Genomic DNA, 25,282 nt, shown 5'->3' on the forward strand with positions numbered 1-25,282 from the left:
TCGTCGGGTTCATCCTTGACTGCGCGTCATGTCGGTATTTGTGGGTCGCTGCCCAGGAACGGGGGTGCAGACACGGTGCCGGTGATCATGTGATTGTCGAAGCCCGGCACGGTCCGGCCCTTGCTTCTTGACAGCCCGCACAACACGGCAGAGGCGGCGGCGAGACCGGAAATCCTGGTCTCGCCGCCGCTTTATCGCGAGAGCCCGTTCCTGTCCCTCCCATGGGTAGGACTTGCGAGCCCGGTCAGGGACGCGTCAGTTGTTGCAGAACCAACCGTTTTGGACCCAGCCGCGGCGGTTGACGTCGCCCCAAGCGAAGCCGTAAACCCACTCGCCGCCGAACTCATACTGGCCGGCGTTCTCGACCGTGAAGGTCTGTGGGTGGTGCAGGTAAGCGAACGCACCACTTCCCGGCGAGCCCCTGACACCGAGGTCCTGAGCGCAGACCGTCAGTCGTTTACCGATGCTGTTGCCGTTTGCCCACATATAGGGACCGCCAGCGTAAGCGGGCGGAGAGACGCTGAGGATCAACGCCGCTACTGAAGCCATGACAGCGCCGACAATTCCTCCTCGGCGAGTAAGGCGTCGGAGGCGCTGAACGTCGTGCGGTGAAGGCTGTGATGCCGAATCTCGCGGTGAAGATAGCGATGATGGCTGCACTGTTGGTGTGGTCAATGTCGACCCTTTCAGGTTCCCGTTGTTATTAGCTGTGTGCTCAAGCACAGACTCGGACATATTGCCGCCCTTGTAGTCCTTGCCTGAGATGAGCCATCCCCGCATGGTGCGGGCCAGTTGCGGGCAACGCTAACGGAGTATCGGCAAGCACTTCCATAGATTGCGGACGAAAATAGGAGGAAACGATAAAGCGTGCACCATTTCGAATTAGAAGCTGTTCTCCGAACCTCCGTCACGGCCTCGAGCGCAGGACTGGCTCCCTCAACGCCGACGGATCATCTCGCCGGGCCTGCCGGATCTCCTCGGAAAGTCACTCGTGCGACCTGGATGCACGGTTCTCCTGACATGAGCGTGATCAACAAGACGGGCGTGAACGGCTACGCAGCCCAACCCACCCCGTTACGTCAACTGCGGCATGTCACAGACCATCGCACTGACTGGCTCCCCAACTCACCGACACCCCTGGCCCCAATCGGCCTGAAACGGTGGCTCCCAAATCAGAGTCATTGCATGATCGCGATCGTCCGGGCTGATCACGTGAGACCGAGGGCTGACAGCGGGCGGTGGTAGTCGCGGCTGGTGTGGCGGAGGGCGGCGGCGATGTTGGTCTCGCCGTTCTGGCGGAAGACGCTGATGGCGAGGTTGCGGAGGCCGGCCATGGTGCGGGGCAGGTGGCCGGTGCGGACCTTGGAGTCGTCCTCGCGGAAGGTGCGGTCACGGACGTGGTGCAGGAGGTTCTCGATGCCCCAGTGGCCTCTGATCCAGGCGGCGAGCTGGGCCGGGGTGGCGTCGTAGATGTCCAGGCTGGTGATCGCGTAGACCCGCTCGACGGTGAGCTTGCCCGTACTCAACTCCCTTCGCCATCGGACGACTTGGATGGCCTGGCGAGCGCCGGGATAGTCGAGGTGTCGGAAGGCTGCGGCCTTGAGCCGACGGATGTCCACGCGGTGGTGGGCCTTGTCGCGGGTGCGGTGCTCCAGCGGGATCTCGGCCCACGGAAGCCTCCTGACCTGCTCATACAGACCGGGATGATTCTTCTTGACGATGGCCAGGTAGTGGGCGCCGCGCGTGCGGAGATAGGCGCCGTGGGCGTGCTGGGTGTGCAGGGCGTCTGTGGTCAGCACGGTGCTTTCCAGGTCGATGGTGTCCAACAGGGGCTGGAAGGCGGGGATTTCGTTGCTCTTGGAGGCCGACCTGCCGCTGGGCCAGGACCACACCGTGGTGGTCCATCGCGGCCAGCAGTTGGATCGCGGTGGCCGTGGTCGTACGAGAGCCGCGCACGGTCTTGCCATCGACCGCGATCGCTCGCAACGACGGCTTCGGCGACGGCTCGGGCAGTTACGACGGTGGTGTTCTGGCCTGGAGGTATGCACCAATGGCCGCGTCGAGGGCGTCGCCGTCGACGCGTTGAAGCAGGCTGCGGACCGTGGCCGCGTGCGGCATCGGCCGGATGCCGGTGAGCGGGTCGGCCGGGAAGCCGAGGACCCTCAGGACGGGCTGCGGGGCGTCCGTTATCCATTCGCCGATCGCGATGAGGGAGCGTGCGCCGGTCAGGACTGCGGCGGCGGCCGCACAAAGCAGCGGGAGCAGGGGATACCGCCGCCCCCGCAGGCCGCGTGGATCGGGCACCCAGATCAAGAAGCGACGCAGGTCGGCGGCGTCCTGCTGGGTGAGGCGGAGGTTCGGGAAGGCCAGTTGCCCCAGCCCGCTGGTCATGGGCGATGATGTTCGGGCAGGCACGGTCTCGCTCGGTTCTCATGGGTCTCGACAACCACATGATCACCAGCGCTGCTTCCCGGGAACGTCCCACCCCTCACCGGGACATGACGTCATGTCATGCGCGAGACCGGCGAACCGGACCGATCCCGAACACGCAATGACCCTGGGTGGGTCGGGGGCGGTTGTTCCAGGTTCTTTTGGCCCCACTTGGCCGTCGGACCGTCCGTAGCTTTCAGCGGAAAATCAACGCTAGGCAGTTGATCTAGTGCTCTGACCGGGAAGGTTCGCTGGGTTGGTGGTCGCGGCGGTTGGATGTCCGGTGACGTCCGTTCGTCCGATCGCTGGGGGTGTGGGTGGCTGAGCCTGTCCGTGTGCGCAGGTTGACCGACCAGGAGGGGCAGAAGCTGCAGCAGATCGTGCGCCGGGGCAGCACCAGTTCGGTGCGCTACCGGCGCGCGATGATGCTGCTGGCCTCGGCCGGCGGGAACCGGGTCCCGGTGATTGCCCAGCTGCTGCAGGCAGACGAGGACACCGTCCGCGACGTGATCCACCGGTTCAACGAGATCGGCCTGGCCTGCCTGGACCCTCAGTGGGCGGGAGGCCGTCCCCGCCTGCTCAGTCCTGACGACGAGGACTTCGTCGTCGCGACGGCCACCACCCGCCCGACCAAGCTCGGCCGTCCCTTCACCCGCTGGTCCGTCCGCAAACTTGCCGCCCACCTGCGACGCGTGCACGGTCGCGTGATCAGGATCGGCCGCGAGGCGTTACGGTGCCTGCTCGCCCGCCGCGGCATCACCTTCCAGCGCACCAAGACCTGGAAGGAATCACCCGACCCCGAGCGTGCCACCAAGCTCGACCGGATCGAGCACGTCCTGGAGCGGTTCCCGGACCGGGTGTTCGCGTTCGACGAGTTCGGCCCGCTCGGCATCCGCCCCACCGGCGGTTCTGGCTGGGCCCCTGCCGGCCACCCCGAGCGGCACCCCGCGACCTACCACCGCACCCACGGCGTCCGCTACTTCCACGGCTGCTACTCGATCGGCGACGACACCCTGTGGGGCGTCAACTGCCGCAAGAAGGGCGCCGAGAACGCCCTGGCCGCGCTGAGGTCGATCCGCGCGGCCCGCCCGGACGGCGCGCCGATCTACGTCATCTTGGACAACCTGTCCGCCCACAAGGGCGAGACGATCCGGCGCTGGGCCAGGAGGAACCGGGTCGAGCTATGCTTCACGCCCACCTACGCATCCTGGGCCAACCCGATCGAGGCCCACTTCGGACCACTGCGGCAGTTCACCGTCGCCAACTCCAACCACCGCAGCCACCCCACCCAGACCCGGGCTTTGCACGCCTACCTGCGCTGGCGCAACAAGAACGCCCGACACCCCGATGTGCTGGCCGCCCAGCGCAAGGAGCGTGCCCGGATCCGCAGCGAGAAGGGCATCCGCTGGGGCGGACGCCCACTCAGCACAGCATCCTGACCCAACTGGTGTTGCTATCCGGTTGGATCTCTAATCGTCGAACTCGAAGCCCGAAGTCTCCGCCCGGGCGATGATGTCGCGGACTGCCTCGGGGTTCGTGATGACTGATTCAACGGCCGTCTTGAGAAGCGCGAGGTCGCTCGGACTCCCGACCGCGCAGAACATGCCGGCCTCGCTGTCGAAGTCGAGGCGCTCGGCGATGTCTGGCCAGGCAAACCGCACGAGACCTTCCCAGAAGTATCCGTTCGGCTCGTGTTCTGCATCGACCACTGCGGCATCAGCAGCCAGGCCACCGACATCCAACGTCAGCGAGTGTTCGCCGTCGAAGTCATGAAGCTTGATGGTCACGGCCGCGATCCTCTCACGCCTGGCCCACGGGCCGTCCGCTCCCTCCAGAGGCTCATCCGCTCCCGACCCCGGTGAACCTTTCCGGTCACAGCACTAGACGGCGTGGGCCGCCTGGGTACGGAGAAGGCCCCGCCCTTCGGTAGCCGAGGAGCGGGGCCTTCTGTCTTGCTACTTGTCGGAGGGCTCGTCGTTCCCCGAACCGCGCAGGTCATGCCACTCGTCGATGGTGCGGCCGGTCTGCCGCATCAGCTCACGTAGCTGCGCGAGAAGTGTAAAGAGCAGGCCGAAGAGCGGGTCCGACCGGAGTACGCCGGAAACCTGCCGTAGGGCGGTGATGCATCGCGCTGAGCTGGGGATTTTCCTGTCGCATTGGTGTTCGTTGGAGTCGTCGCCGCGCGGGGGCCTTTGTCCGGTTGATGGTCGGGGGGTGGGTTCGTGGCGTCGATCGAGCGGACGGCGTATCCGCGGTTGAATCACGCGGTGTCGGCGCGGGAGTTGCCCACCTCGGCAGCACGAGTCCGGGAGGCAACGGCGCTGCCCCGGCTCGAGGTCGCGTCAGCGGCAGGCCGGAGAGGGCGCGGAGGGTGGCGGTGCAGGGACTCGGCCGTTCAGCGGCTCCGGTCGACGCGGTCGACGAAGTCGCCGACCGCGGTGGCGAAGGCGGCGGGCGCCTCCTGCGCGACGAAATGCCCGACGTCCGGGATCGTGACCGCGGTGACGTCGCCGGCGACCTGGCGCATCGTCCGCTCGGTGAAGGGGGCGTTGATGCCGTCGACGGCGAGCACGGGAACGGTCAGCGGCCGCGACTCGGCCAGTGCCCGCATCCGGTCGCCGCCGGTCAGGGAGGAACGGTAGAGCCCCTCGGTGCCGCGCCAGCCGCCCGGCCGCGCGTAGGTGCGGGCGAACTCGTCGAGGTCGGCCTCGGTGACCCCGCCCGGCACCATCGTCATCACCGAGACGGCCCAGTCGAGCATCACTCGCTCGCGGCCGGCCAGGAACAGCTCCGGAATTCCCGGGGCGGCCAGGAATCCCACGTGCCAGGAGCCGCCGTTCCTCACGTCGGCCAGCATCTCCCAGCCGTACCCCGGAAGGGTGGTCTCGATGCCGGTGAAGCTGAGGACGTCGCCGGGGTGCGTGGCCGCGAACGCGAAGACCGGCCCGCCGCTGATGTCCTGGCAGGTCACGTGCACGGGCCCGACGCCGAGGTGGGCGACCAGCCGGTGCAGGTCCTCCGCCATGGTGGCCAAGTCGTGGTCGCCGTCGGCGATGCCGGAGTCGCCGAAGCCGCGCAGGTCGACGGCGAACACCCGGTGGGTGGCGGCGAGCAGCGGGATGACGTCGCGGAAGGCCCACCAGGACTCAGGCCACCCGTGCACCAGAAGGATCGGGGAGCCGGTGTCGCCCGCCGAGACGTAGTGCAACGTGGTGCCGTTGACCTCGGCGGTGTGGTGCGTGACGCCCGCCACGGCGGGCGAGGCGGTCACGAAAGAGCTGGTCATGCGGTGACTCCCAAGATAGACAATCAGGTTGACTGTAGTGTTGGTCAACCTGGTTGTCCAGGTCAAGGGAAGATCTAGACTGTGGTCATGTCCTCACGATCCGGCGCCGATCTCGCCCTGCTGCTCCTGGGCAGCTATCGCAATCTGGTGGACGAAGTGGTCCGGGAGTTGGCGACCCGGGGATACCCCGACGCCCGGCCGTCGCACGAGTACGCGATCCGGGCCATCCGAGCCGGCGCCGACAGCGCCTCGGACTTGGCCCGCAGACTCGCCGTCACCAAGCAGGCCGCGGCGAAGACGATCGCCGCGCTCGTCGAACGCGGGTACGTCACCACCGAGACCGACCCCGCCGACAGCCGCCGCAAGAACATCCGGATCACCGATCACGGGATCGGGCTGATCACCGAGGGCACGGCGATCTTCGACGAGGTGCGGGCCCGCTGGGAAGTGCGTCTGGGCGCCGCCGAACTCGCCGAGTTGGAAACGCAGCTCGCCCAATTCGTCGGCGACTCGCCCATCAACCTCGACGCTCCGGGCTGGGCGGCGGGACAGGAACTGCGCTAGCGGTCAGCCCGCCCACATCCACGTTCACGTTCGTCATCACGGGCTCGCCGCTTCCTGTCCGGTACAGCGCCGTTGTGGCGCCGCGCGTACCGGAGAGGCCAGCAGCCGGCCTCGACCACAGACCCGACCATCAAGGCCCGACCACGGTCACGATGCGACAACGCCTCCGTGGACCAGGCCGGTTTCCCCGCCGACAACCCGGCCGACAACCGTCCGCACCCCCTGGCACACATGTCCGCGAACCCGCAGGTCACCATGCCCGCCAGGTCGTGGTCGGGAGGCCGACATCCCCTCTATGACCCTGAGCCCCGCCCACAGCAGGATGAAATAGAGAAGTGGGTGGGTGGGACAGGCCCCGGGCGGCGGGCGAGGGGATCGGGCGCCGCCGGTGTTGCTCGCGCGACGGCGGGGCCGCGCGCGACGCCGGACGGACAAGCCGCCCGGGCCCACGAGCCCAAGCAGCGAGGGAGGTTGGGCCCGTGCCGGTTCCGTCCGGCACGGACCCACGGCGAACGTACCCGGCCGCCGTCCGAGGCAGCCCCTCGGGTCATGGAGCGGTGTCACTGTGACTGAGCGTCCTACTTGGTTCTGACCGCTCTTCCGTGACAGGTACGACATTTTATGGAGCGCCTGCGGGACTGTGGGACATTCCGGCGGGGATTGCACTGTCATGCAGGTGGAGACGCTTGAAGACTTACTCTTCGCGGGTTTGGGCCTCAAGGTGCGGCAGATCGTGGCCGTCGATGGCCGCTTGATCGTTGACGCGGCAGGATGCGGCTCACCCGGCAGGTGTCCCGAGTGCGGCCATCGTGCCTCACGGGTCCACAGCCGCTACTGGCGTCAGATATCCGAGTTGCCCGCTGGTGGGCGGGAGGTAGTCATCCGCCTGCACGTGCGTCGGTTCTTTTGTGATCAGAGTCAGTGCTTGCGCAGGACGTTCGTGGAACAGGTGGGGGGCCTGACCGAGCCACGACGCCGTGCTTCAGCAGCGGCGCGAGCGGCAATGCGGGCGGTCGCCATCGAATTCGGCGGGCGCCCGGGCCAGCGTCTGTGCGCCAAACTACGGGTCCACGGCCGACGCACCGCGCTCCTGCACGAGCTGGTGGCACCGTCCGTTCCGGCCCAAGCACCGCGGATACTCGGTATCGACGAGTTTGCGTTCCGCAGGGGACGGACCTACGGCACCGTTCTCGTCAACGTCGAGACCTCCGGGCCCGTGGACGTTCTACCGGACCGGGAGACCGCCTCGGTCGCGACCTGGCTTCGCGAGCACCCCGGCACCGAGATCGTGTGCCGCGACCGTCTGATGGCCTTCACCAAGGCCATCCAGCAGGCGGCCCCCAACGCTCGGGAAGTGGCCGATCGCTGGCACCTCCTCCAGAACCTCTCAACGGCCGTGGAGAAGACGTGCCGCCGCCATCGCGGATGCCTGCGCCGACCTGTCGCCCTAGACAACGGATCGCCCTCTGTTGTGCCGGCGACTCCTCTTCTGGAGCGCGTGTGCCAACGCCACCGGGAGATCACCGAATTGGCTGCTGCGGGGCTCTCTCTCAGCGCCATCGGGCGTCGCCTGCACCTGGACCGCAAGACGGTTCGGCGCTATCGGGACCAAGACCTTGAGGACCTCCTCGCTTCGGCACGGGACCGGGGCGTCGGCGTCCTCGACCCGTTCACCGCATACGTCCAGCACCGCTTTCGCGCGGGCTGCACGAGTTCGATGCAGCTTTACCGCGAGGTGCGCGCTCTCGGCTACACCGGCGGCTATCACGTCGTTAACCGCTACGTGGCGAACATCAGGAAGGGCGCGGCGATCCCCGCCCTGACAGCTGTACCCAGTCCTCGAACCATCACTGCATGGATCATGCGTCCGCAGGAGGCGCTGCGCCCCTCGGAGGCAGCGGAGTTGGATGCTCTACGAAACGCCTGCCCTGAGGTTGCTGCCGCCTGCGACCTCGCGCGGGAGTTCACCAATTTGCTCCGCCACCGCCACGGCCATCGACTTCGGGACTGGATCCAGAAAGCTGAACTGAGCGGACCTGAAGCCATCGGCATTTTTGCCGACTCCATCCGCCAAGACCTCCAGGCCGTCACCGCCGGCCTCACCCTGCCCTACAGCTCCGGCATCGTCGAAGGACACGTCAACAGGATCAAGACGATCAAGCGGCAAATGTACGGCCGCGCCTCTTTCACTCTGCTCAGAGCCCGCATCCTCCTCCAGCCATAGCTGTCACAGCAGCGCCGCCCCGGGCTCCAGGGCCGTTCCGCCAGGGGATCTCCCTCACGTGGCCTCTCTGTTCGCTGGCAGGGCCGAGCGTTTGAGTTGACGGGAGTTGCCGCGTACTGGCCTGGTGCCGTTGTGGGGACGGGCCGGGGCAATGGCCGTAGCGTGTAGAGGAACGGCGATGCCGGTCGCTGGCGGTCTGGTTGACCGGCAGGACGTGGGGGGGCGCTGTGGTGGATGTCGATCTTCAGGTTGAGGTCGGGCCGGGTGGCAGCGACGGCTACCCGGTGGTGTTCCGGACGACGGGCGGAGATGAAACGCCGGGGATGATGCGGCTGCCGCCGGCGCAGGAGCTGGAGGCTCGGGCGGCACGGATACCGGATGCGGTGGTGGCTTCCTCGGCCCTGGTGCGCCGCGCCATGGCCGATGGAGAGGCACCGGTGCGGGAGCTGGGGCGCACACTGTTCGACGCCCTGTTGGACGGGTCCGGAGCGGGGTTGCTGCGGGCTGCGCGCAACCGTGCCGCGCTGCAGGGCGGCCAAGTCCGTCTGGTGCTGCGCGTGCAGGCTCCAGAGCTGGCGCGGCTGCCATGGGAGTTCCTCTACGACACCAGTGAGGGCGACTATCTGTGCCTGGAGGTCCCGCTGGTACGCCATCCGCAGGTGGCGCGGCCGATGGCGCCGCTGCGGGTGATGCCGCCGCTGCGGATCCTGGGCATGGTCGCCCGCCCGGAGGATCAAGATCCGCTGGCGGTCCGGGCCGAGCAGCAGCTTCTGCGCGAAGCTCTGTCCGACCTGGTGGCGGAGGGCCGGGTGGAGCTGGATTGGACGGAAGGCCAGACCTGGCGCGACCTGCGTGACGCGCTCCGCCGAGATGCTCGCAGTGCTTCTGTGCAGGGTGGCTTACAAGGGGGCGGGGCTCGGCGTGAGTGGCATGTGCTGCACTTCATCGGGCACGGAGGGTATGACACCCGCGCGCAGGAAGGCGCCTTGGCACTGGCCGGCGAGCAGGGAGGAACCTATCTGCTGGGTGCCGGGCGGTTGGCGATGCTGGTGGCCGGTCACCCCTCGCTGCGGCTGGCGGTACTCAACGCCTGCGAGACCGGGCGCGCGGGCGGACTCAACCCGTTTTCCAGCGTGGCCGGTGCACTGATGCACAAGGCCCTGCCCGCGGTGCTGGCGATGCAGTACGAGGTGAGCGACGAGGCCGCGCTGGAGTGCGCGCACGCCTTCTACTCGGCTCTGGCCCGGCAGTTGCCGATCGACGTGGCGGTCATGGAAGCCCGCCAGGCCATGATGCTGGCCCGCCCCGGCTCTTTGGAGTGGGGCACACCGGTGCTGTACATGCGCTCCCCCGACGGCCACGGCCACCTCTTCGACCTCACCGACACCCCCGGCCCCACCACACAGCCGTCCAACCACCCGGGCGCTGGTCTTCAGCAGGCGGGTAGTCGGCTGATGATGCAACGCCGCGAGGAGGGGCAAGCAGACCTGGATGAGCTGTATACCGAGGGGCTCGCTGCCTTTCACACCGCACGGTGGGACGAGGCCGTCGAGGCGTTCCGCACGATCATCGCCTGCGACCGCGACTACCGCGACAGCCAGGCCAAACTCACCCAGGCACGCCACGGCCAGCGTCTCAACGCGCTGTATGCGGCAGCCAGGGACGCAGTAGCCGCCTGCGATTGGGGCCAGGCTATCGAGCACCTCGAAGCGGTCGTCGCCACCGAAGCCGACTATCTCGACGCCCGATCCCTGCTGGACCAAGCCCGCGCCGAGCAGGTCCGTGCCAGGCTGCGCGAGGAGATCACCACCTTGCACCGCGCGGGGCAGTGGCATGCCGTCCTGGCCGCAGCCGAACAGCTCAACCAGCACACCCTTCAGGACACGGCACCGGCTCCCGACCCAGAGCTGGAGGCGATCATCAAAGCCGCGCGGGAAACCGCGGAGACCACCGACCGTGAGCAGGCCCTCAAAGGCCACTACCGCCAGGCCCTCGATCACTTCGAAGCCGACCGCTGGCAAGAAGCCCTGCAGGCACTCGACAAAGTCCGGGAGATAGGCCCTGACTATCGCGCTACAGCGCAACTCACAACCAAAGCCCGTCAGAAGCTCAACCGCATGCTCAAAACCAAGTCTCCGAGTCCGACCCGCACTCTCAAGACCAAGTCTCCGACCCTCATCAAAGGGCCCGGCCCAGTCAGGGCGGTCGCGTTCAGCCCTGATGGCGAACGCCTCGCCCTGGCGTGTAATAACGAGACCGCGCTAATCGTGGACAGCCACGGACAGAAGCACCTCACTCTTCTGCGCACGAATCGGAAAGGCTGGATCAGAGGTTGGATTGTGGGGGTGGCCTTCAGTCCGGATGGTCGCCGCCTCGCCACCGCCAGCGGGGAGATGGTGGCGCGGGTCTGGGACGCCGAGACCGGCGCCCAACTCCTGACCCTCATCCCTGGCCTCGAGGTTTACGGGGTGGCGTTCAGTCCGGACGGTCGCCGCCTCGCCACCGCCAGTTCGAACAGCACGGCGCGAGTGTGGGACGCCGAGACCGGCACGCAACTCCTGACTTTCACCCACGGCAGCACGGTGCACGGGGTGGCGTTCAGTCCGGACGGTCGCCGCCTCGCCACCTCCAGCTGGGACAAGACGGCACGGGTGTGGGACGCCGAGACCGGCGCCCTCCTCCTGACCCTCACCCACGGCGACTTCGTGCGCGGGGTGGCGTTCAGTCCAGACGGTAACCGACTTGCCACCGCTTGTGAGGACAAGACGGCACGGGTGTGGGACGTCGAGACCGGCACGCAACTCCTGACCCTCACCCACCGCAACTCGGTGCGCGGGGTGGCGTTCAGCGCGGACGGTCGCCGCCTCGCCACTGCCAGCTGGGACAAGACGGCACGGGTGTGGGACGCCGAGACCGGCACGCAACTCCTGACCCTCACCCACCGCAACTGGGTGGACGCGGTGGCGTTCAGCCCGGACGGTCACCGACTCGCCACCGCCAGCCGGGGCAAGACGGCGCGGGTATGGCAGTTGGAGGAGGGCGATGATGGCTGAGCCGGACCGCATGCGTGTAGACCTTGTCGTTGACCACCGGGTCACATGCGAGCAGGAACAACTGCTGTCCGACGCACTGACTGCTCTCGGCTTCGCCCCCAGCGTTCGGGTGCTGCCACCACGCCGGGTAGTCGACCCGCTTTCCTGGCTGATCCTTGTCTCTCTGCCGCTGCACGCCTTCCTGACCACCGTGGGAACCAAGGCAGCTGAGGCCGCCTACCACCGCCTTCAGGACGCCGTACGCAACCTACGCGCCTCCTCCGCTACGGCTACCGCAGCCACACCACCTGAGCCGTCACGCCCCGTGGTGCTCCAAGACCCGGCCACCGGCTTGCGCATCGTCCTTGACCCCGACCTGCCCCACAACGCCTACCAGCAGCTCCTGTCCCTCGACCTGACCCGGTACCGTCTCGGCCCACTGCACTACGACCACGCCCGCAGCCGCTGGCGCTCCCCACTCGACGAAGCCCAGCCCACTGACTGAGCCAACGCGCTGCTACGTCCGTCTCTCGGCGGTGGATACGACGCAGGGCCGACGCAGCGATGCGTACCCGACCAGAAGCCAGTCGGAAGGGCGGTCACAGTCAGGTGAGTTCTGACCGCCTTTCCGCAGAGGGCCAGCCTGTCACCGCCCCCGAGTGCCTTCAGCGACGAAGGCCGGAAACGCTCAGACGATTGAGGCGGCTTCCTGACCTCGACACACGCCGTCACTCTGGCGTAGCCGTCACGGACGAGTGGTCAGAACCCTTCAGTTGGCGAGTGAGCGCTTGAATTGGCGGGTCCACGTTCAGGACGTGCAGGGCTGAGCCCGGTTCGCTTGACGAGCATGTTGCTGACGGTTCGCCGTCCGGGTCGGCTATGGTGCAAGCATGTGCTGCTGCGCTGCCATGACTACCCGTACCGCCGCTTAGCGGCGGTACCCGAGGTTGCCGTAACCGCGGCCTCATGGCTGCCCCCTGTCGGGGCCAGTGCCAAGACGTACCGCCGGATCAGTGTCCTGCCGGCAGTCACTCGCTCTGTGCTGCCGGGCCATCCTGCCTGATCAGGGGAGCAATGTCTCAGTCGCAGCGTTTCGATTCACAGTACGAAAACCCATTCCCGTGCCCGTATGTGGCCAGACCTGTCGTCACGCAGGACCCGCGGGTCCCCACCTTGCTCCTGATGGTCGGGCTCCCCGGAGCCGGGAAGACCACACGGGCCAAAGAGCTCGCCGCAACGCATCTGGCGCTGCGGCTGACCCCAGATCACTGGATGGTCCCGCTCTTCGGCGATTCGATGGCCGACGGCAAGCGGTGGGTGCTCGAAGGGCGGCTCATCTCGGTCGCCCTGCAGGCGCTGCGGCTGAGGACCAGCGTCGTACTCGACTACGGGCTCTGGGGCCGCGATGAACGGTCGGCACTGCGCTGGCTGGCATGGTCGGCTGGGGCAGCATGCCAGGTGGTCTACGTGCCCGTCGACAAGGACGTCCAGCTCGCCCGCATCGCGCACCGCCAGGCGACGGCACCGCATCAGACGTTCCCGATGAACGAAGCTGACGTAGACCAATGGCGGGAGCAGTTCCAGGTGCCTGACGCCGCCGAACTCGACGGCGGCGAGATTCCCACCCCGCCGGCGGGCTGGCGGAACTGGCCGGAGTGGGCGGTAGACCACTGGCCCTCGTGCACTGACAGCTAACCCGGCTGTCCATCCCGGGAGCGTTCTGACGGCGTTCGTGCTGGCCTGCGGTGCGGCTGTCGTGTTGCCGCAGGCCAGCACACGCGCCTGGCGTAGCTCAACACGCCAACTCAACCACTTACTCGCCAACTGAAGCGCTCAGTCACAGCTTGGCAGAAAGCCGATGGGGGACCGGTCGTTGAGCGCGGCCGGTCTCGCGCCGTCAGGCGAGCATAGCGCAGGCTGGCCCGTACTCGCCCCGCCCGCGAGTGCGGGGCCAGCTCTTTCGGCCGCGTACGCGCGTTGTTCCGGCCCCGGATTCTCTCGTGCACGCGCCTTGACGCTGATCAACGGGCGGGCGGATCGTGGCCATTCGCGCGTTCCACCCCGAAAGAAGGGGGCTCGTATGAAGTCGTTCTCCTGGCGCTACCTGGTGTACCCCGACGGATCATTCTACCGTGTGAGCAACATCGACGGCAGCCTCGACAACTACAGCGACGCCGACCTCGCCCACATGGAGGTCGCCCGCAGCACGGACAAAGACGAAGAAGAGGAGAAGCCGGCCCGGCAGCCGTGTTCGCGCTGTGGAGGCGACCTCATGCTGCACTGGCACGGCCCGTGGATGGCCGGGGTCTGGATGGAGCTGTGCCCGGCCTGCGACGCCGACCGTCCCGCCGCCCGCGCCTTCATCCGCTGGCACCGTGACCCCGACCGCGATCCCAAAATCCTGCAGAAGCTGTTCGAGGACTGGGAGACCGAGACCATGCGTGCCCACGGCTGGTCCCGCGCTGCCGAACCCGAGGCGCCGCACGCCCCGCTGGCTCACCCCAGCCTGGTGCCGCGCGGACGCGGCTGAGCCGACACACGTAGGGGCCCGAGAGACCGGGCAGGTCTCGGGCCACTACAACGCACACCTGCGAGTGCACTGGATCTGTCCAACGACGTCCGCTGTCCTCTGACACTGAACCTTGACCGGTTGCCACTGAACGTTGCCGGTTTGTGACACTGAAGATTGATCGCCGCAGATCGGGGAGGCGGCACGGTGCCGGGTCTACAGCCGAATGACTCGATCAGCGATCTGCTTCATATGCCTCGGACTGAGATCATCTGGTCCACGGCCTGCTGAACCTTCGGCAGGAATGCCGCGATGGTCTCGCTGTTGGGTTCCTCACCGAGCAGGTCTAGAGCGGTCGCGCGGGTGAGGACGATGTCGGCCTGGTAGACCAGGCCTGCGGCCCATACGTCCAACTCCGCTTCGGTGCCCCCGCTGCCAGGACCGTAGTTGATGTACAGAACGGGGAGTTCAGCGGAAGAGTCCAAGAGGGTACGGATGTCTGTGACGGTAACCTGCGGCGCTGGCCTGTCGACGGTCGGTTCCATGGCGTGACGCTCCTCCGGTTGATAGTCGAGTCAGCCTATGTCCGCTGCGGCGATCAATCTGCAGTGTCACAAACCGGCGTTGGTCAACCTTCAGTGGCAACCGGTCAAGGTTCAGTGTCACGGGACACCTGCGGTCAGCAGATACGCAGGTGAGGTGGCGGGCCCGCTGTCCCGTCTCGCTGAAGGCGAGGCAGTCCCGCTCAATCCGAGGCATCAACTCGGGTTGCCTCCGATTCAGCGAGACACCGCAGGTCGCCGGTCAGCTGAGCCGCGTAACGCCTTGACCATCTGCTCGTTGTCCTGGACGGAAGGGAAAGCCTCCCGGGCTTCCACCGCTCGCCTAGCGAACGGGTTCTATCGGCTCGCCGTACACCAAACCTCCGAGAGGGGGCGGCGGCCGAAAGAACCTCGGCAAAGGGCCCACACCTGAGAGGGCGTTTACTCTAGGTGGATTGCCCTTTATGTCCTAGTAGGTTCCTCGCCAGGTGGGTGTCGTTTCGTCTGCTATGGGCTTGGTGAGGTTGTCGATCGAGGCGACGTGGATCATGGCTTCGGAGCTGGCGGGCAGGGTCTCGTAGTCGCGGGCCAGGCGCCGGTGCAGCATGATCCAACCAATACTTCGTTCGACGACCCAGCGCCTTTTGATAATGTGGAAGCCGCGAACTCCTGGGTTTCTGTTGACGACTTCGATGTCGATTCCGAGGCTGGCGCCGTGCTCGATGACGGTGTTCTTGAAACCTGTGTCGACCCAGCTCTTGGAGATGGTCGGGTAGGTCTTCTTGGCCTGGTCGAGGAGGCGTATTCCGACGGCGTTCTCGGACAGGCTCGCGGCGGTGACAGTCACGGCGAGGATGAGTCCGATCGTGTCGGTGAGGATGCCCCGTTTCCTGCCGACGATCTTCTTGGTGGCGTCGGTTCCCTGGCTGGTCAGGGGCACGTTGGTGGAGGTCTTCACGCTCTGGGTGTCGATCACGGAAGCGGTGGGTTCGGGCTTGCGTCCTTCCTTCACGCGGGCCAGGCCGGTCAGGTCGTAGTTGAGCTGCGTGAGGATTCCCTCGTCACGCCAGGCGGAGTAGTAGGCGTAGACGGTGCCATGGTTGGGGAAGTCGTGCGGGAGGTATTTCCAGGGGATTCCGGTGCGGTTGGCGTAGAGGAGTGCGTTGAATACGTCGCGCAGGTCGACCTTGGCCGGCTGTCCGGTGGGTCTGCGGTCGAGCCGAGCCTTTCTCCAGGCTGTCAACGTCGGCTCGATTAAGGCCCATCGGGCGTCGTACAGGTCGCTGGGGTACGGCTTCCGCTGGATCACGCCGTAGCGTGATCATGGATGCGGTGGACGGTGCCGTTCCGCTGCTGTTGGGCGTTTCTGCCTGTTTTTGAAACCAGACGGACCTTGGGCGCGAGAACCGAAAAAAACGGGCGGCCCCGTTCGCAGCCTGATGGACGCGAGCGTGACCGATAGGGCAAACGACTCAAACCTGACAGCCACGAAAGCCAGTTACCAACATAAGTCATCTCTAAATGCCCATTGAGAGGGCGGTACGTGGCTTGATGTCTGTATTGCCCTCCCCGCTGACCGGCTGGCTCGTCGACCGGTACGGCCGTACGCCGATAGCCGCAGCCTCCGGCCTCACCCTCCTCGGCGCCGGAGTCACCGCCGCCGCGGCGCCTGCCGCGGCTGGGCTGGAACCTGGGCCTCGTCTCCGGCACCCGCGATGATTTCTATGGGGTTCAGAGCTCGGCGACGACGCGTCGTAGTGTGCCCGGCGCGATGCGCAGCATGGCGGGCATGACTTTCGTCTGACCGGGGAATGCCATGTTCCGCCCCCGCCGAAGAGCTTTCATCGTGACCGCCGCCACCTGTGCGGGAGTCAGTTTCTTCCCCGTGGCTGCGGCGTTCATGGGCGTGTCCGTAGACGGTGGGAGGACCTCGAGGACATGGGTGCCCTGCGGGGCGAGTTGACGGCGCAGGCCGTCCGCAAAGCCGTGCAGGCCGGCCTTCACCGCGCCGTGGGTAGGCGCGCGAGTGGGCGAGACCAAAGCGAACCCCGAGGTGATGAATGCGATCGCGTCGGGCGATGGCCATCGTTCGAGCACTTCACCCGTCAAGTGGATGGGGGCGGTGAGGTTCAGCGCCACCTCGTCATCGAGAGTCGCGTTGGGGTTCTTGCCGGCGGCATAGTCTCGTTCCTCGAACGTACCGGCGTTGTTGACCAACACGTCCAGACGCCCGAAGTGATCAGCGACTGCCTGCAGCAACAATGCCCGATCAGCTGCGTCCGTCACATCGGCCCGCACGGCCAGCGCCTGCGGGTGGGCCTGCGCGAATCGGTCAAGCGCAGCCTGCGAACGCCCGCAAACGACGACAGACGCCCCGAGCTCCACGAAGGATTGCGCGAGGCTCAAGCCGATGCCTGAGGTTCCGCCAGTGATGAGTACCGTCTGTGACACAGTGTCGCCTCTCCGTATACCGTACTGATTGGTACGAAACACTTTAGCGCATCCGTACCGATCGGTATCGAAGGGGTAGGATGAAGAAATGTGCTCGACGACACCGGTCCGGCCTGGCAGGCCTCGCGCGTTCGACATCGACGAGGCACTCGATCGTGCAGTCCTGGTGTTTTGGTCAAAGGGTTTCGAGGGCGCCAGCCTTGACGACCTCACCGAAGCGATGGGTATCAGCCGCCCCAGCCTGTACAGGGCGTTCGGCAGCAAAGAAGACCTCTTCTACAAGGCGCTGGAGCGGTACACCGAGGGCTTGACCGCCTACTTCGCCCGAGCTCTGGCAGAGCCCACAAGCGGAGCCGTGGCTACTGCTGTGCTCCACGGGACGGTCGAGGCGGCAACCATGCCGGGATTGCCCACGGGCTGTCTTGGCGTGCACGGTGCGTTGGCTACCGGGGATGACAGCCGCCAAGTCCGAGGCGCACTCATCGCATGGCGCGAGGAGGGGATAGCCCACTTGACGCGCCGGTTTCAACAGGCGGTGGACGCCGGTGACCTTCCGCCTGCCACAGATCCTCATCTTCTTGCGCTCTACCTAAGAACAGTCGCCAATGGGATTGCCGTCCAGGCCGCGAGTGGTAGTTCCCGCCCTGAACTGCTGCAAGTCGCGAACCTCGCGTTGGGCAGCTGGCCAAAGCTGTAGTCAGCTAGTTTGCCCGGGATCTGCGCACGTACTTCGACTTTCGGTGGTTCGCGCGAGGCCAGCGTTGAGTGGCGCGACGCGTCCATGGATGACCGGGCGGCGTACGAGTGGTGGCGTCGTCGCGACGAGCGTGGACCTCGTCTGTAAGACACGAGCTGGGACCGGGAGATGTCCACGGTCAACGGGCCCACGGAACCGCCGCGACGGGTGGAGGAGCTGTGGGTGCGTCACCTGGAGCGGTACCTGATGTCGACGCGGCAGACGTGCGGGGAGAAGCCAGCCCGCCGGAACCTGTGCGAGGAGGCCGTCCGCCAGCCGGCCCTCGAAAATGACGCCTGCGCAGCGGCGCCGCCGTTCTTCCACTGCCTACCCGCAGCACGCCCGCGCCGTCCTGAATCCGGCACCGCCCCCGGAGGCGTCTGGCGTGCGAAAGGACGCTGGGCGTGGCGCGCAGCCAACAACCGATGATCAACTGTTCATCAAGCCGTGCGTGCCGGCGGCGTGCCGGCTCCCGTCCTTGTCGCGTCGGTGCCCCAGCTGGCCAGCAGTCGTAGTGCCTCCGCCGACGGGGAACCGGGTTCGGCGTAGTACGTCGCCTCCGTGTGAGCGGGTACGTCGGGGCCGGTGGCGTATCGCCTTGCTGGGGCACCGGTTACTGCCGCTCGGCGCACAAGGTGTTGTTCGACGTGATCGAAGCCGACCGCAAGCTGGACACCTGGCTGCGGTGGGTCCGGTTCGTCGCGGTCACGGAGGGGCGCCCCGGAGGGTCAGGCACACTCGGCGTTCACGTAAGGCTCCACGCGGCCGACGCTCTCCTTGAGGACGAGGTCGAGCAGTCCGGGGAACCGCTGGTCCAGATCTTCCTTGCGCAGCGTGTTGAAACGGCGGGTGCCGACATCGTGCTGCCGGATGAGACCGGCCTCGCGCAGGACGCGGAAGTGGCGGGTGAGTACGGACGCGGTGACGTCCTGCGTGAAGCCGCTGCAGGCCAGACCGGGGGAGACGGAGAGGGTGACGACGATGGTGAGCCGGGTCTCGTCGGTCAGCGCGCTCATGATCTTGAAGAGGTCGAGGTCGTCCGTGTCGGGGTGGACGAGGGGGGATGAGGTGCGGCTGGCCATGAGGAAAGAATAACCCCTGCCCTATGTTCGCGTCGGCGCGTACATGGGTTACAGTGAAGGCACGGATTGACCCTTCATCCGTCATCTACCGGGTTGCCCATCACCGGTACTACGGCATGCCACGAACGCCTTTGACGGCGCGGCCTGCATCAAGAACGGAGCACACCCCATGACCACAACACAGGCGACCGAGCCGAGGACGCACCGGACCGAAACTGCCGCGGAGGTGGTCGGCCGTCTTCGTGCGACGTTCAACACCGGCGTCACCCGCGGACTGGACTGGCGCGTCAGCCAACTGCAGCGGCTGCGGGCACTGCTGGTCGAGAACGAGCAGGAGCTGATCGAAGCCCTCTGGGCTGACCTGAGGAAGAACGCCGCCGAGGCCAAGACTCAGGAGATCGACTTCACCGTCGCCGACATCGACGAGACGCTGGCGAATCTCGAGAGCTGGCTTCAGCCTCGCCCGGTGGAGGTTCCTGCCCACTTCGGTCCCACGACAACGGCCTACACCACGTACGACCCGCTCGGGGTCGTCCTGGTGATCGCTCCGTGGAATTTCCCGCTGCACCTTCTCATCGACCCCATCATCGGCGCGCTGGCCGCCGGGAACACCGTGGTGGCCAAGCCGAGCGAGATGTCGGTGCACACCTCGGCGGTCGCTTCACGCCTGCTGCGTGAGTACTTCGACGCCGACGTGCTCACTGTCGTCGAAGGGGGCGCCGAGGAGACTACGGCCCTCCTGGCGCAGCGTTTCGACCAGATCTTCTACACCGGCAATGGCACGGTCGGCCGGATCGTCATGGCCGCAGCAGCCAAGAACCTCACCCCCGTCACGCTCGAACTCGGGGGCAAGTCGCCGGTCTTCGTAGCGGCTGACGCCGACGTGGTCGAGACCGCCAAGCGGCTGGTCGGTGCCAAGTTCGGCAATGCGGGGCAGCAGTGCATAGCCCCCGACTATGTCCTGGCCGATCCTGCCACCGCCGCCGCACTGGTCCCCGCCCTGCGTGCGGCGGTCGAAGCTCAGTTCGGCACCAGCCCGCAGACCTCGGCCGGCTTCGGCCGGATCATCAACGAGCGGCACTTCGACCGGCTCACCGCTCTGCTGGACTCCGGCCGGGCGGCGGTGGGAGGCCAGCACGACCGTGACGACCTGTTCATCGCACCGACGGTGCTCACCGATGTCGACCCCACATCGCCGGTCATGCAGGAGGAGATCTTCGGTCCGATCCTCGCCGTCGTGGAAGTCGAAGACCTCGATGCCGCCATCGCCTTCATCAACGAACGCGACAAGCCCCTCGCGCTCTACGCCTTCACCACCTCCGAGGCCACCAAGTCGCGCCTCTTGAACGAGACGTCCTCCGGCGGCGTCGCCTGGGGCCAGCCGGTGATGCAACTGCTCATGCCGGGACTGCCTTTCGGTGGCGTCGGCGAAAGCGGCATGGGCCGATACCACGGCCGGTACTCCCTCGAGACGTTCAGCCACCTCAAGGGCGTCGCGGACGTGCCGCTCAGCTAGGCCCGCGCTTTCGTGAAGCAGGCTGTCCGATGGGCGATCGGCCGGCGGAAGTGCCTCAGGCCGAGAATGAGGATCGCTGAGATCGCTGTTCCCGCCCCCGCCGCAATCGCGTTCCAGGTGAAGTCGTGTATCGGTCCTCTGCGCGGGGCGCGTCGAGGGAGTCGGTCGCGGCGCGGCCTGCAGACACCGATCCGTACCGACTCCGGCGGCGGCACCCATGACTTCGTCAGCTGGCCGGCTGCTGATCGTGCGCAAGGAGCGAACGCCCGTACTCCGGCGGGCAGTTGCGCTTGACCGGCGTCGACACCGACACCGACACCGGCGACGGCGCCGACGGCATGCGGTTCTCACCGCGTTCGCCGCCAGCACCACTCGCACCCCGATCGCGGTCCTGGAATCGCGTCACCGTCAGCGGGCCCGCGCCTGCCCGAGGACCGCATCCGCGCCTCCGCCGGGACAGCGTGGACGCCCTGCGTCGCAGACTTTCATCCCGTTTCCCTCCGTATTAGAGAAAGAAAGAAACCCATGACTGTCAATATTTCAGAAGTTTCGCCCGTTCCGTCGCTTTTCTCCCCCGTCTCGCTCGGGAAGATCGAGCTCGCCAACCGCGTCGTCATGGCACCGATGACCCGGGTCCGGGCCGGTTCCTCCAGCATTCCCGGGGATCTGATGGTCGAGTACTACCGGCAGAGGGCGAGCGTCGGGCTGATCATCACCGAGGGCACCTACCCCGACCACGCGTCGCAGGGGTACGTCGGTGAGCCGGGCATCGCCACCGACGAGCAGGCGGCCGGCTGGCAGCGGGTGTTCGAGGCGGTGCACGCCGAGGGCGGCCGCATCGTCCTGCAGATCATGCACGCCGGCCGCCAAACCCACCCCGCCATCAACGGCGGCCGCCGCATCCTCGCCCCCAGCGCGATCGCCAGGACCGGCGAGACGTTCACCGAGAAGGGCGAGCAGCCCTACCCCGTACCGGAAGCGATGACCACCGCAGAGATCCGGGCAGCCCTGGAGGACTTCGTCACCGCGGCCCGCCGGGCCATCGAGGCGGGAGCGAACGGCGTGGAAATCCACGGCGCCAACGGCTACTTGCTCCACCAGTTCCTCTCCCCGGCGGCCAACCAGCGCACCGATGAATACGGCGGCTCGCCGCACAACCGCGCCCGCTTCGTCGTCGAGGTCGTCACGGCGGTCGCCCAGGCCGTCGGTGCCGAGCGGGTCGGGCTGCGGATCTCGCCGGAGGTCGACTTCGGGGACGTCTTCGAGACCGACCGGGACGACGTCCTGGCCACCTACGGCACCCTCATGGACCAACTGCGCCCGCTGGGCCTGGCCTACCTCTCCGTACTGCACGCCGAGCCGGGCGGCGAGCTGGTACAGGAGCTGCGGCGGCGCTTCGACGGCAAGCTGATCGTCAACAACGGCCCCCTCGGCGGGGGGCAGACCACCCGCGAGCAGGCGCTCCAGCAGATCGAGGCCGGCCACGCCGACGCCGTGGCCGTGGGCCGGGCCCTCATCGCCAACCCCGACCTGGTCGAGCGCTGGCAGGGTGGCCACCCGGAGAACGAGCCGCGGCCGGAACTGTTCTACGGGCTGGACGCCGAGGGCTACACCGACTACCCCTTCCTCGAAGCGGCTTGAGGCCCACGGTCACGCCTGTCCATGCGGCAGCCCCACGTACCCATGGACAGGCGCCCGACCGGCGACACCGTGCCAGCCCTTTTGAGCCCGCGGTCACACCGGCGATGACCGGCTCGAGGACCGTCGGGTCCGTCAGGGCGTTGACGGGTCCGCAGATCCTGGTCAGCAGCCTGCGTTCGGTGACCTCGTCGAGCACATCGCTCTCGTGCGTGGCCACCGCAGCGGCCCTCGGCCACAGCTGACGCCTATGACAGTTTCCGGCGGCGGCCCCTCTACCAGGTCCGCCTTCCGTAAGGGAGTCCTTCGCCGATATCCGTCCCCGCCGTACACCGGCGCCCATACCGTCCAGCCCGAACGCTGGGAACGGGGGTGACGAAAGGGGCTGTCGGCCGAGCGGGATCTGGGTCTGAACGGGGTGGTGGACTACTTCACCCTGTCCGGCGACGAGACGGGCTGGTTACGGAACAAACGCGGCACCACCAGGCTGGGCTTCGCCGTCTTGCTTGGCACCTGATTCGCCGCTCGTTAAACGGCTCCCCAACCGACGCCACCACTGGTCCAGGGCCCTTCACGCCGGAGGGCCCTGAGCCATGCCCACAGTGGACAACGGACAGAACGAAACCCCATCCATAACTTTGGCTCCGCGGCCGACGACGCTGGCAGGGCGGGGCTGCGTACCGCGTCGGTGAGCATCGGCTCCGGCAGAGTCCACGTCATCTGGGATGCCTTCCACCCTCCTGGGCAACTGCGGGCGTGGTCAGCCGAGTGGTTGTACGCCGTCACCGGTCGTCGCCCCGCGACGGCAGACATCCCCGGCCACGGCGTCGGCCGCACCCGTGGACGACCCTTGCCCGGACGGGACGGGGGCATTGCCGGTGTGCATACTGCTGGGCATGAAAATCTCGCCCTCTGCGCTCTTGTACGCGGCGCTCGCCTTGTCGGTGACGTGCACGGCGGGCATCGGGTCCTACGCCGGATTCCAGCTCGGCGGCCGGCTGGGTTCCTTGGCGGGAGCCGTGGTGGCGACGGTGGGGATTCTTGCGGCAGTGCGAATCACGCTGGCTCTTGCCAGCCTGCGGGTTGCGGCTACGGTCCGCGCTGTCCTGGGCGACGGGCATGCGCAGGGGACGGCGGACACAGCTTGACGGGGATCACGCTGTACGAGGCTGCGGCCTTCCCGCTCATCGGCGGAGGGACCAGTGCGCAGGAACGGCAGGCACGCCGGACGGTCGCTTACCGGCTTGCTGCCTATGACGGACTGCCCCGGCCGGTGAGGGTGGCGGCAGCCGCGGCGCTGGAGGTCATCGATGCGGGTCTGGACAGGAAAGAGGCCCGGGCCGCGGTGAATGCGCTGGCAATCTTGATCTACGACTTGCGCAGCGGGCGCCCGGACGCGGACGCGTACTGCGACGAACTGTGCTGACGAGGCCTACGCACGGAAGGCTCACAGAGCCGATCCGCTACATGTTCTGGACCGGTTCCGCGCCAGCCGTAGTCATGGCGTCCGAGATCTCGCCGAGGGACATCGGCGTGGGCGACTCCTTGAGAGATGGCTGGCGTACCTGCCTTCGCATCATTCGCCAGCAGAGCCCGTGAGCCGTTTGATCCGCTCGTCCAGCTCGTCCTCCGGAAGCTTCGTCCACTCGTCCCACTCCGCGTTCAGCCGGGGCTCGAAGCCCTTCAGTAGTCGCATCGTCCCGCTCTTCTCGCTGAGCAACTGCGCGAGTTCGACGAGGACCGGCAAGTCATCGGGATCGACGCCCCGCAACACGGCCACCAGGTGCCGCAGGTGCCTGGGTACCGAGTCGTTCGGCGTTACTCCGCACCACTGCTCGGCCACCATCTCCGCAACTCGCCGCTCCGGCACCTCCAGAGCCCTGGCCAAGTGCGGGTACAACTCCGACTCCGGTGGGACCTTGATCTCGTTCCATCGCACCTTGTTCCACCAGGTCACCGACCGCTTGAAGTCGCAGTCGACCGCCATCTCCTGATAGGTTGCCCGAGCGCAGGCCGGGCCCAGCGCACACCAGTGCATAACCTACCCGTATCTGCCACTATGTGATGTCTTCTTCAACATCACCTGGGGGCAAGGGTTATGCGGACCACGGCAGCGCTCATACCCACGGCAGCCCTGCTGCTGACACTTGCCGCCTGTTCGGACGGATCGGGGGACTCCGGCAGCCCGGCGGACAGTGCCACAGCTTCCTCCCCGACGGCCGCCACGGCCACCACCGCGCCCCCGGCCGACGCCGAGGCGATCCGCGCCTGTATGACGGGCATCACCTCGCTCTACACCGGGGAGACGACCCCGCCGGAGACCCGGCCGCCCGGCTGTGAGTCGCTGTCGGTCACCGAATACGGCTACGCCTACCGGAGCGCCGTGGCGGCGATCGCCCAAGCGGGGGAAGACTTTTACAACGAAAACGACGGACTTCCCTCCGACTGGCCTTCGTGAGCGATCCCCGGTTCGTCGCCCGGCGCAGATCACCGACCGTTCGGCCGCACCAACCGCGCCTCGTACTGGGTGGAGACGGTGGTCACCGTCTCCAAGAGGGGTCAGCCCCGTTGGGCTCGTGGGAGGCCGGCTGTCTGCTCCTGCGGGAGTTCGGCGGGGGATACGCCTGGTCATCAGCGTGATCCCGGCCCAGGTGATCAGTGATTCCGAGCGCTGGATGAGCCTTTCGTAGTCCCGTGCATGACGGCGGGCGTGCCTGATCCAGGCGAGCGATCTCTCGATCACCTAGCGGCGGGGCAGGATCACGAACCCGCTGGCGTCCTTCGGCCGGCTTACGGTCTTGAGGGTGAGATCGAGGTCCGCTTTGGTCCAGGTCACGAGCTTTCCGGCAGAGCCGGAGCCGGCCCAGACGATACGGCATGCGCCATCGCGTGGAGCAAGTCGACGAGTCGGCCGGACCGTTCGGCGGCCCGCAGATGGTTCAGCAATTCGGCTACGAAGGCTGACGGGCGGCCGGACGGTGTCGCCGACACGGACGACGCCCTGAGTGATCCGCCCTCCGGACAGTGGCACTTCGTCCTTTCCCGTGTTCATGGCTCCAGCTTCTCGTGTTCGTGGCCGATCCGTTTGGCATCCGGTTGAGCGCCGAAGCACAGTCACGGGGTGACCAGGACGCGTTTCCGTAGGAGCTGGAAGCCAGCGCGGCCGTACATCTGGCGCTTGAGCATTTTGATCCGGTTGACGTGTCCTTCGACGACGCCGGAGTTCCAGGGAAGGGTGGGCCCGGCGCCGTGCCAGATGCTCGGCGGCGTGA

Annotated in this window: 23 protein-coding genes and 2 pseudogenes; 13 read left to right on the top strand and 12 right to left on the bottom strand. The window is 67.0% G+C overall.

The genetic code is table 11. The annotated features are described in order from the left end of the window. Positions 1-255 precede the first annotated feature (255 nt). From ACZ5VQ_RS46465 to ACZ5VQ_RS46475, 3 genes are all read right to left on the bottom strand, one after another. A complete protein-coding gene (locus tag ACZ5VQ_RS46465) occupies positions 256-549 on the bottom strand; it encodes a hypothetical protein (RefSeq protein ID WP_307530378.1) in 294 nt (97 codons plus the stop codon). A 659-nt stretch (positions 550-1,208) separates the two neighbouring features. Then, complete coding sequence (locus ACZ5VQ_RS46470) at positions 1,209-1,892, bottom strand: ISAs1 family transposase (protein WP_469110295.1); 684 nt, start codon at positions 1,890-1,892, stop codon at positions 1,209-1,211. 121 nt (positions 1,893-2,013) lie between these two features. Further along, positions 2,014-2,391 (bottom strand): transposase family protein, encoded by a 378-nt coding sequence (locus ACZ5VQ_RS46475; RefSeq protein WP_469110296.1) that lies wholly within the window; start codon positions 2,389-2,391, stop codon positions 2,014-2,016. Positions 2,392-2,747: 356 nt separating this feature from the next. Between ACZ5VQ_RS46475 and ACZ5VQ_RS46480 the strand changes: the two genes are divergently transcribed. Further along, complete coding sequence (locus tag ACZ5VQ_RS46480; RefSeq protein WP_469110297.1) at positions 2,748-3,869, top strand: IS630 family transposase; 1,122 nt, start codon at positions 2,748-2,750, stop codon at positions 3,867-3,869. Between the two features lie 30 nt (positions 3,870-3,899). On the opposite strand, the gene ACZ5VQ_RS46485 is transcribed toward ACZ5VQ_RS46480, so the two are convergent. Both ACZ5VQ_RS46485 and ACZ5VQ_RS46490 read right to left on the bottom strand, forming a co-directional pair. Beyond that, positions 3,900-4,217: an Imm51 family immunity protein gene (locus ACZ5VQ_RS46485; protein ID WP_469110298.1), complete on the bottom strand. Its 318-nt coding sequence runs from the start codon at positions 4,215-4,217 to the stop codon at positions 3,900-3,902. Positions 4,218-4,825: 608 nt separating this feature from the next. Continuing rightward, positions 4,826-5,716 carry an alpha/beta fold hydrolase gene (locus ACZ5VQ_RS46490; protein ID WP_469110299.1) on the bottom strand — a complete coding sequence of 297 codons (891 nt, stop codon included), beginning with the start codon at positions 5,714-5,716 and terminating at the stop codon, positions 4,826-4,828. 87 nt (positions 5,717-5,803) lie between these two features. Here ACZ5VQ_RS46490 and ACZ5VQ_RS46495 point away from each other — a divergent pair, with 87 nt between their 5' ends. The 6 genes from ACZ5VQ_RS46495 (at position 5,804) to ACZ5VQ_RS46520 (ending at position 14,066) form a co-directional block, all read left to right on the top strand. Continuing rightward, positions 5,804-6,280, top strand: coding sequence for a MarR family winged helix-turn-helix transcriptional regulator (locus ACZ5VQ_RS46495; protein WP_469110300.1), 477 nt, complete (start codon positions 5,804-5,806; stop codon positions 6,278-6,280). Between the two features lie 670 nt (positions 6,281-6,950). Then, positions 6,951-8,504 carry an ISL3 family transposase gene (locus ACZ5VQ_RS46500; protein WP_469110301.1) on the top strand — a complete coding sequence of 518 codons (1,554 nt, stop codon included), beginning with the start codon at positions 6,951-6,953 and terminating at the stop codon, positions 8,502-8,504. 227 nt (positions 8,505-8,731) lie between these two features. Next, complete coding sequence (locus tag ACZ5VQ_RS46505) at positions 8,732-11,557, top strand: CHAT domain-containing protein (RefSeq protein ID WP_469110302.1); 2,826 nt, start codon at positions 8,732-8,734, stop codon at positions 11,555-11,557. 10 nt (positions 11,558-11,567) lie between these two features. Next, positions 11,568-12,041 (top strand): hypothetical protein, encoded by a 474-nt coding sequence (locus tag ACZ5VQ_RS46510; protein WP_469110303.1) that lies wholly within the window; start codon positions 11,568-11,570, stop codon positions 12,039-12,041. Positions 12,042-12,718: 677 nt separating this feature from the next. Continuing rightward, complete coding sequence (locus ACZ5VQ_RS46515) at positions 12,719-13,231, top strand: P-loop nucleotide/nucleoside kinase family protein (protein WP_469110304.1); 513 nt, start codon at positions 12,719-12,721, stop codon at positions 13,229-13,231. Positions 13,232-13,616: 385 nt separating this feature from the next. Next, positions 13,617-14,066: a DUF6300 family protein gene (locus tag ACZ5VQ_RS46520; RefSeq protein WP_469110305.1), complete on the top strand. Its 450-nt coding sequence runs from the start codon at positions 13,617-13,619 to the stop codon at positions 14,064-14,066. A gap of 227 nt (positions 14,067-14,293) precedes the next feature. Here ACZ5VQ_RS46520 and ACZ5VQ_RS46525 read toward each other — a convergent pair whose 3' ends face one another. After that, the gene (locus ACZ5VQ_RS46525) at positions 14,294-14,530 is read right to left on the bottom strand and encodes a hypothetical protein (protein ID WP_469110306.1); all 237 of its coding nucleotides are present in this window, start codon (positions 14,528-14,530) and stop codon (positions 14,294-14,296) included. 526 nt (positions 14,531-15,056) lie between these two features. Then, a complete protein-coding gene (locus tag ACZ5VQ_RS46530; protein ID WP_469110307.1) occupies positions 15,057-15,896 on the bottom strand; it encodes an IS5 family transposase in 840 nt (279 codons plus the stop codon). Between the two features lie 251 nt (positions 15,897-16,147). Here ACZ5VQ_RS46530 and ACZ5VQ_RS46535 point away from each other — a divergent pair. Beyond that, a pseudogene (locus ACZ5VQ_RS46535) lies at positions 16,148-16,298 on the top strand (MFS transporter); the annotation flags it as partial. Between the two features lie 20 nt (positions 16,299-16,318). Here ACZ5VQ_RS46535 and ACZ5VQ_RS46540 read toward each other — a convergent pair. After that, on the bottom strand, positions 16,319-17,038 hold the full coding sequence (locus ACZ5VQ_RS46540; RefSeq protein ID WP_469110308.1) for an SDR family NAD(P)-dependent oxidoreductase: 720 nt from the start codon (positions 17,036-17,038) through the stop codon (positions 16,319-16,321). Positions 17,039-17,126: 88 nt separating this feature from the next. Between ACZ5VQ_RS46540 and ACZ5VQ_RS46545 the strand changes: the two genes are divergently transcribed. Continuing rightward, positions 17,127-17,735, top strand: a complete 609-nt coding sequence (locus ACZ5VQ_RS46545) for a TetR/AcrR family transcriptional regulator (RefSeq protein ID WP_469110309.1) — start codon at positions 17,127-17,129, stop codon at positions 17,733-17,735. 479 nt (positions 17,736-18,214) lie between these two features. Here ACZ5VQ_RS46545 and ACZ5VQ_RS46550 read toward each other — a convergent pair. Together ACZ5VQ_RS46550 and ACZ5VQ_RS46555 are read right to left on the bottom strand one after the other, a co-directional pair. Then, positions 18,215-18,328: pseudogene (locus tag ACZ5VQ_RS46550) on the bottom strand (transcriptional regulator); the annotation flags it as partial. A gap of 174 nt (positions 18,329-18,502) precedes the next feature. After that, positions 18,503-18,856 carry an ArsR/SmtB family transcription factor gene (locus ACZ5VQ_RS46555; protein WP_060895109.1) on the bottom strand — a complete coding sequence of 118 codons (354 nt, stop codon included), beginning with the start codon at positions 18,854-18,856 and terminating at the stop codon, positions 18,503-18,505. Between the two features lie 169 nt (positions 18,857-19,025). Between ACZ5VQ_RS46555 and ACZ5VQ_RS46560 the strand changes: the two genes are divergently transcribed. Next, entirely contained in the window at positions 19,026-20,372 is a 1,347-nt protein-coding gene (locus ACZ5VQ_RS46560) for an aldehyde dehydrogenase family protein (protein ID WP_469110310.1), read from the top strand. A 525-nt stretch (positions 20,373-20,897) separates the two neighbouring features. Beyond that, on the top strand, positions 20,898-22,013 hold the full coding sequence (locus tag ACZ5VQ_RS46565) for an alkene reductase (RefSeq protein ID WP_469110311.1): 1,116 nt from the start codon (positions 20,898-20,900) through the stop codon (positions 22,011-22,013). Positions 22,014-22,770: 757 nt separating this feature from the next. Here the strand turns inward: ACZ5VQ_RS46565 and ACZ5VQ_RS46570 are convergent. Beyond that, positions 22,771-22,974, bottom strand: coding sequence for a hypothetical protein (locus tag ACZ5VQ_RS46570; RefSeq protein ID WP_469110312.1), 204 nt, complete (start codon positions 22,972-22,974; stop codon positions 22,771-22,773). Between the two features lie 180 nt (positions 22,975-23,154). Between ACZ5VQ_RS46570 and ACZ5VQ_RS46575 the strand changes: the two genes are divergently transcribed. Next, complete coding sequence (locus ACZ5VQ_RS46575) at positions 23,155-23,436, top strand: hypothetical protein (RefSeq protein ID WP_469110313.1); 282 nt, start codon at positions 23,155-23,157, stop codon at positions 23,434-23,436. A gap of 150 nt (positions 23,437-23,586) precedes the next feature. Here ACZ5VQ_RS46575 and ACZ5VQ_RS46580 read toward each other — a convergent pair whose 3' ends face one another. Then, entirely contained in the window at positions 23,587-23,997 is a 411-nt protein-coding gene (locus ACZ5VQ_RS46580) for a hypothetical protein (protein ID WP_469110314.1), read from the bottom strand. A 111-nt stretch (positions 23,998-24,108) separates the two neighbouring features. Here ACZ5VQ_RS46580 and ACZ5VQ_RS46585 point away from each other — a divergent pair, with 111 nt between their 5' ends. Beyond that, a complete protein-coding gene (locus ACZ5VQ_RS46585) occupies positions 24,109-24,468 on the top strand; it encodes a hypothetical protein (protein WP_469110315.1) in 360 nt (119 codons plus the stop codon). Positions 24,469-25,282 lie beyond the last annotated feature (814 nt).

The organism is Streptomyces sp. NPDC033178, assembly GCF_055577685.1.

Excerpts from the sequence above, each read along its gene's own strand:
- ACZ5VQ_RS46465 (WP_307530378.1), bottom strand. The coding sequence starts at position 549 with ATGGCTTCAGTAGCGGCGTTGATCCTCAGCGTCTCTCCGCCCGCTTAC.
- ACZ5VQ_RS46475 (WP_469110296.1), bottom strand. The coding sequence starts at position 2,391 with ATGACCAGCGGGCTGGGGCAACTGGCCTTCCCGAACCTCCGCCTCACC.
- ACZ5VQ_RS46490 (WP_469110299.1), bottom strand. The coding sequence starts at position 5,716 with ATGACCAGCTCTTTCGTGACCGCCTCGCCCGCCGTGGCGGGCGTCACG.
- ACZ5VQ_RS46495 (WP_469110300.1), top strand. The coding sequence starts at position 5,804 with ATGTCCTCACGATCCGGCGCCGATCTCGCCCTGCTGCTCCTGGGCAGC.
- ACZ5VQ_RS46500 (WP_469110301.1), top strand. The coding sequence starts at position 6,951 with ATGCAGGTGGAGACGCTTGAAGACTTACTCTTCGCGGGTTTGGGCCTC.
- ACZ5VQ_RS46510 (WP_469110303.1), top strand. The coding sequence starts at position 11,568 with ATGCGTGTAGACCTTGTCGTTGACCACCGGGTCACATGCGAGCAGGAA.
- ACZ5VQ_RS46515 (WP_469110304.1), top strand. The coding sequence starts at position 12,719 with ATGGTCGGGCTCCCCGGAGCCGGGAAGACCACACGGGCCAAAGAGCTC.
- ACZ5VQ_RS46520 (WP_469110305.1), top strand. The coding sequence starts at position 13,617 with ATGAAGTCGTTCTCCTGGCGCTACCTGGTGTACCCCGACGGATCATTC.
- ACZ5VQ_RS46545 (WP_469110309.1), top strand. The coding sequence starts at position 17,127 with ATGTGCTCGACGACACCGGTCCGGCCTGGCAGGCCTCGCGCGTTCGAC.
- ACZ5VQ_RS46555 (WP_060895109.1), bottom strand. The coding sequence starts at position 18,856 with ATGGCCAGCCGCACCTCATCCCCCCTCGTCCACCCCGACACGGACGAC.
- ACZ5VQ_RS46560 (WP_469110310.1), top strand. The coding sequence starts at position 19,026 with ATGACCACAACACAGGCGACCGAGCCGAGGACGCACCGGACCGAAACT.
- ACZ5VQ_RS46565 (WP_469110311.1), top strand. The coding sequence starts at position 20,898 with ATGACTGTCAATATTTCAGAAGTTTCGCCCGTTCCGTCGCTTTTCTCC.
- ACZ5VQ_RS46570 (WP_469110312.1), bottom strand. The coding sequence starts at position 22,974 with ATGCCCGCCGTGCACGTCACCGACAAGGCGAGCGCCGCGTACAAGAGC.
- ACZ5VQ_RS46580 (WP_469110314.1), bottom strand. The coding sequence starts at position 23,997 with ATGGCGGTCGACTGCGACTTCAAGCGGTCGGTGACCTGGTGGAACAAG.
- ACZ5VQ_RS46585 (WP_469110315.1), top strand. The coding sequence starts at position 24,109 with ATGCGGACCACGGCAGCGCTCATACCCACGGCAGCCCTGCTGCTGACA.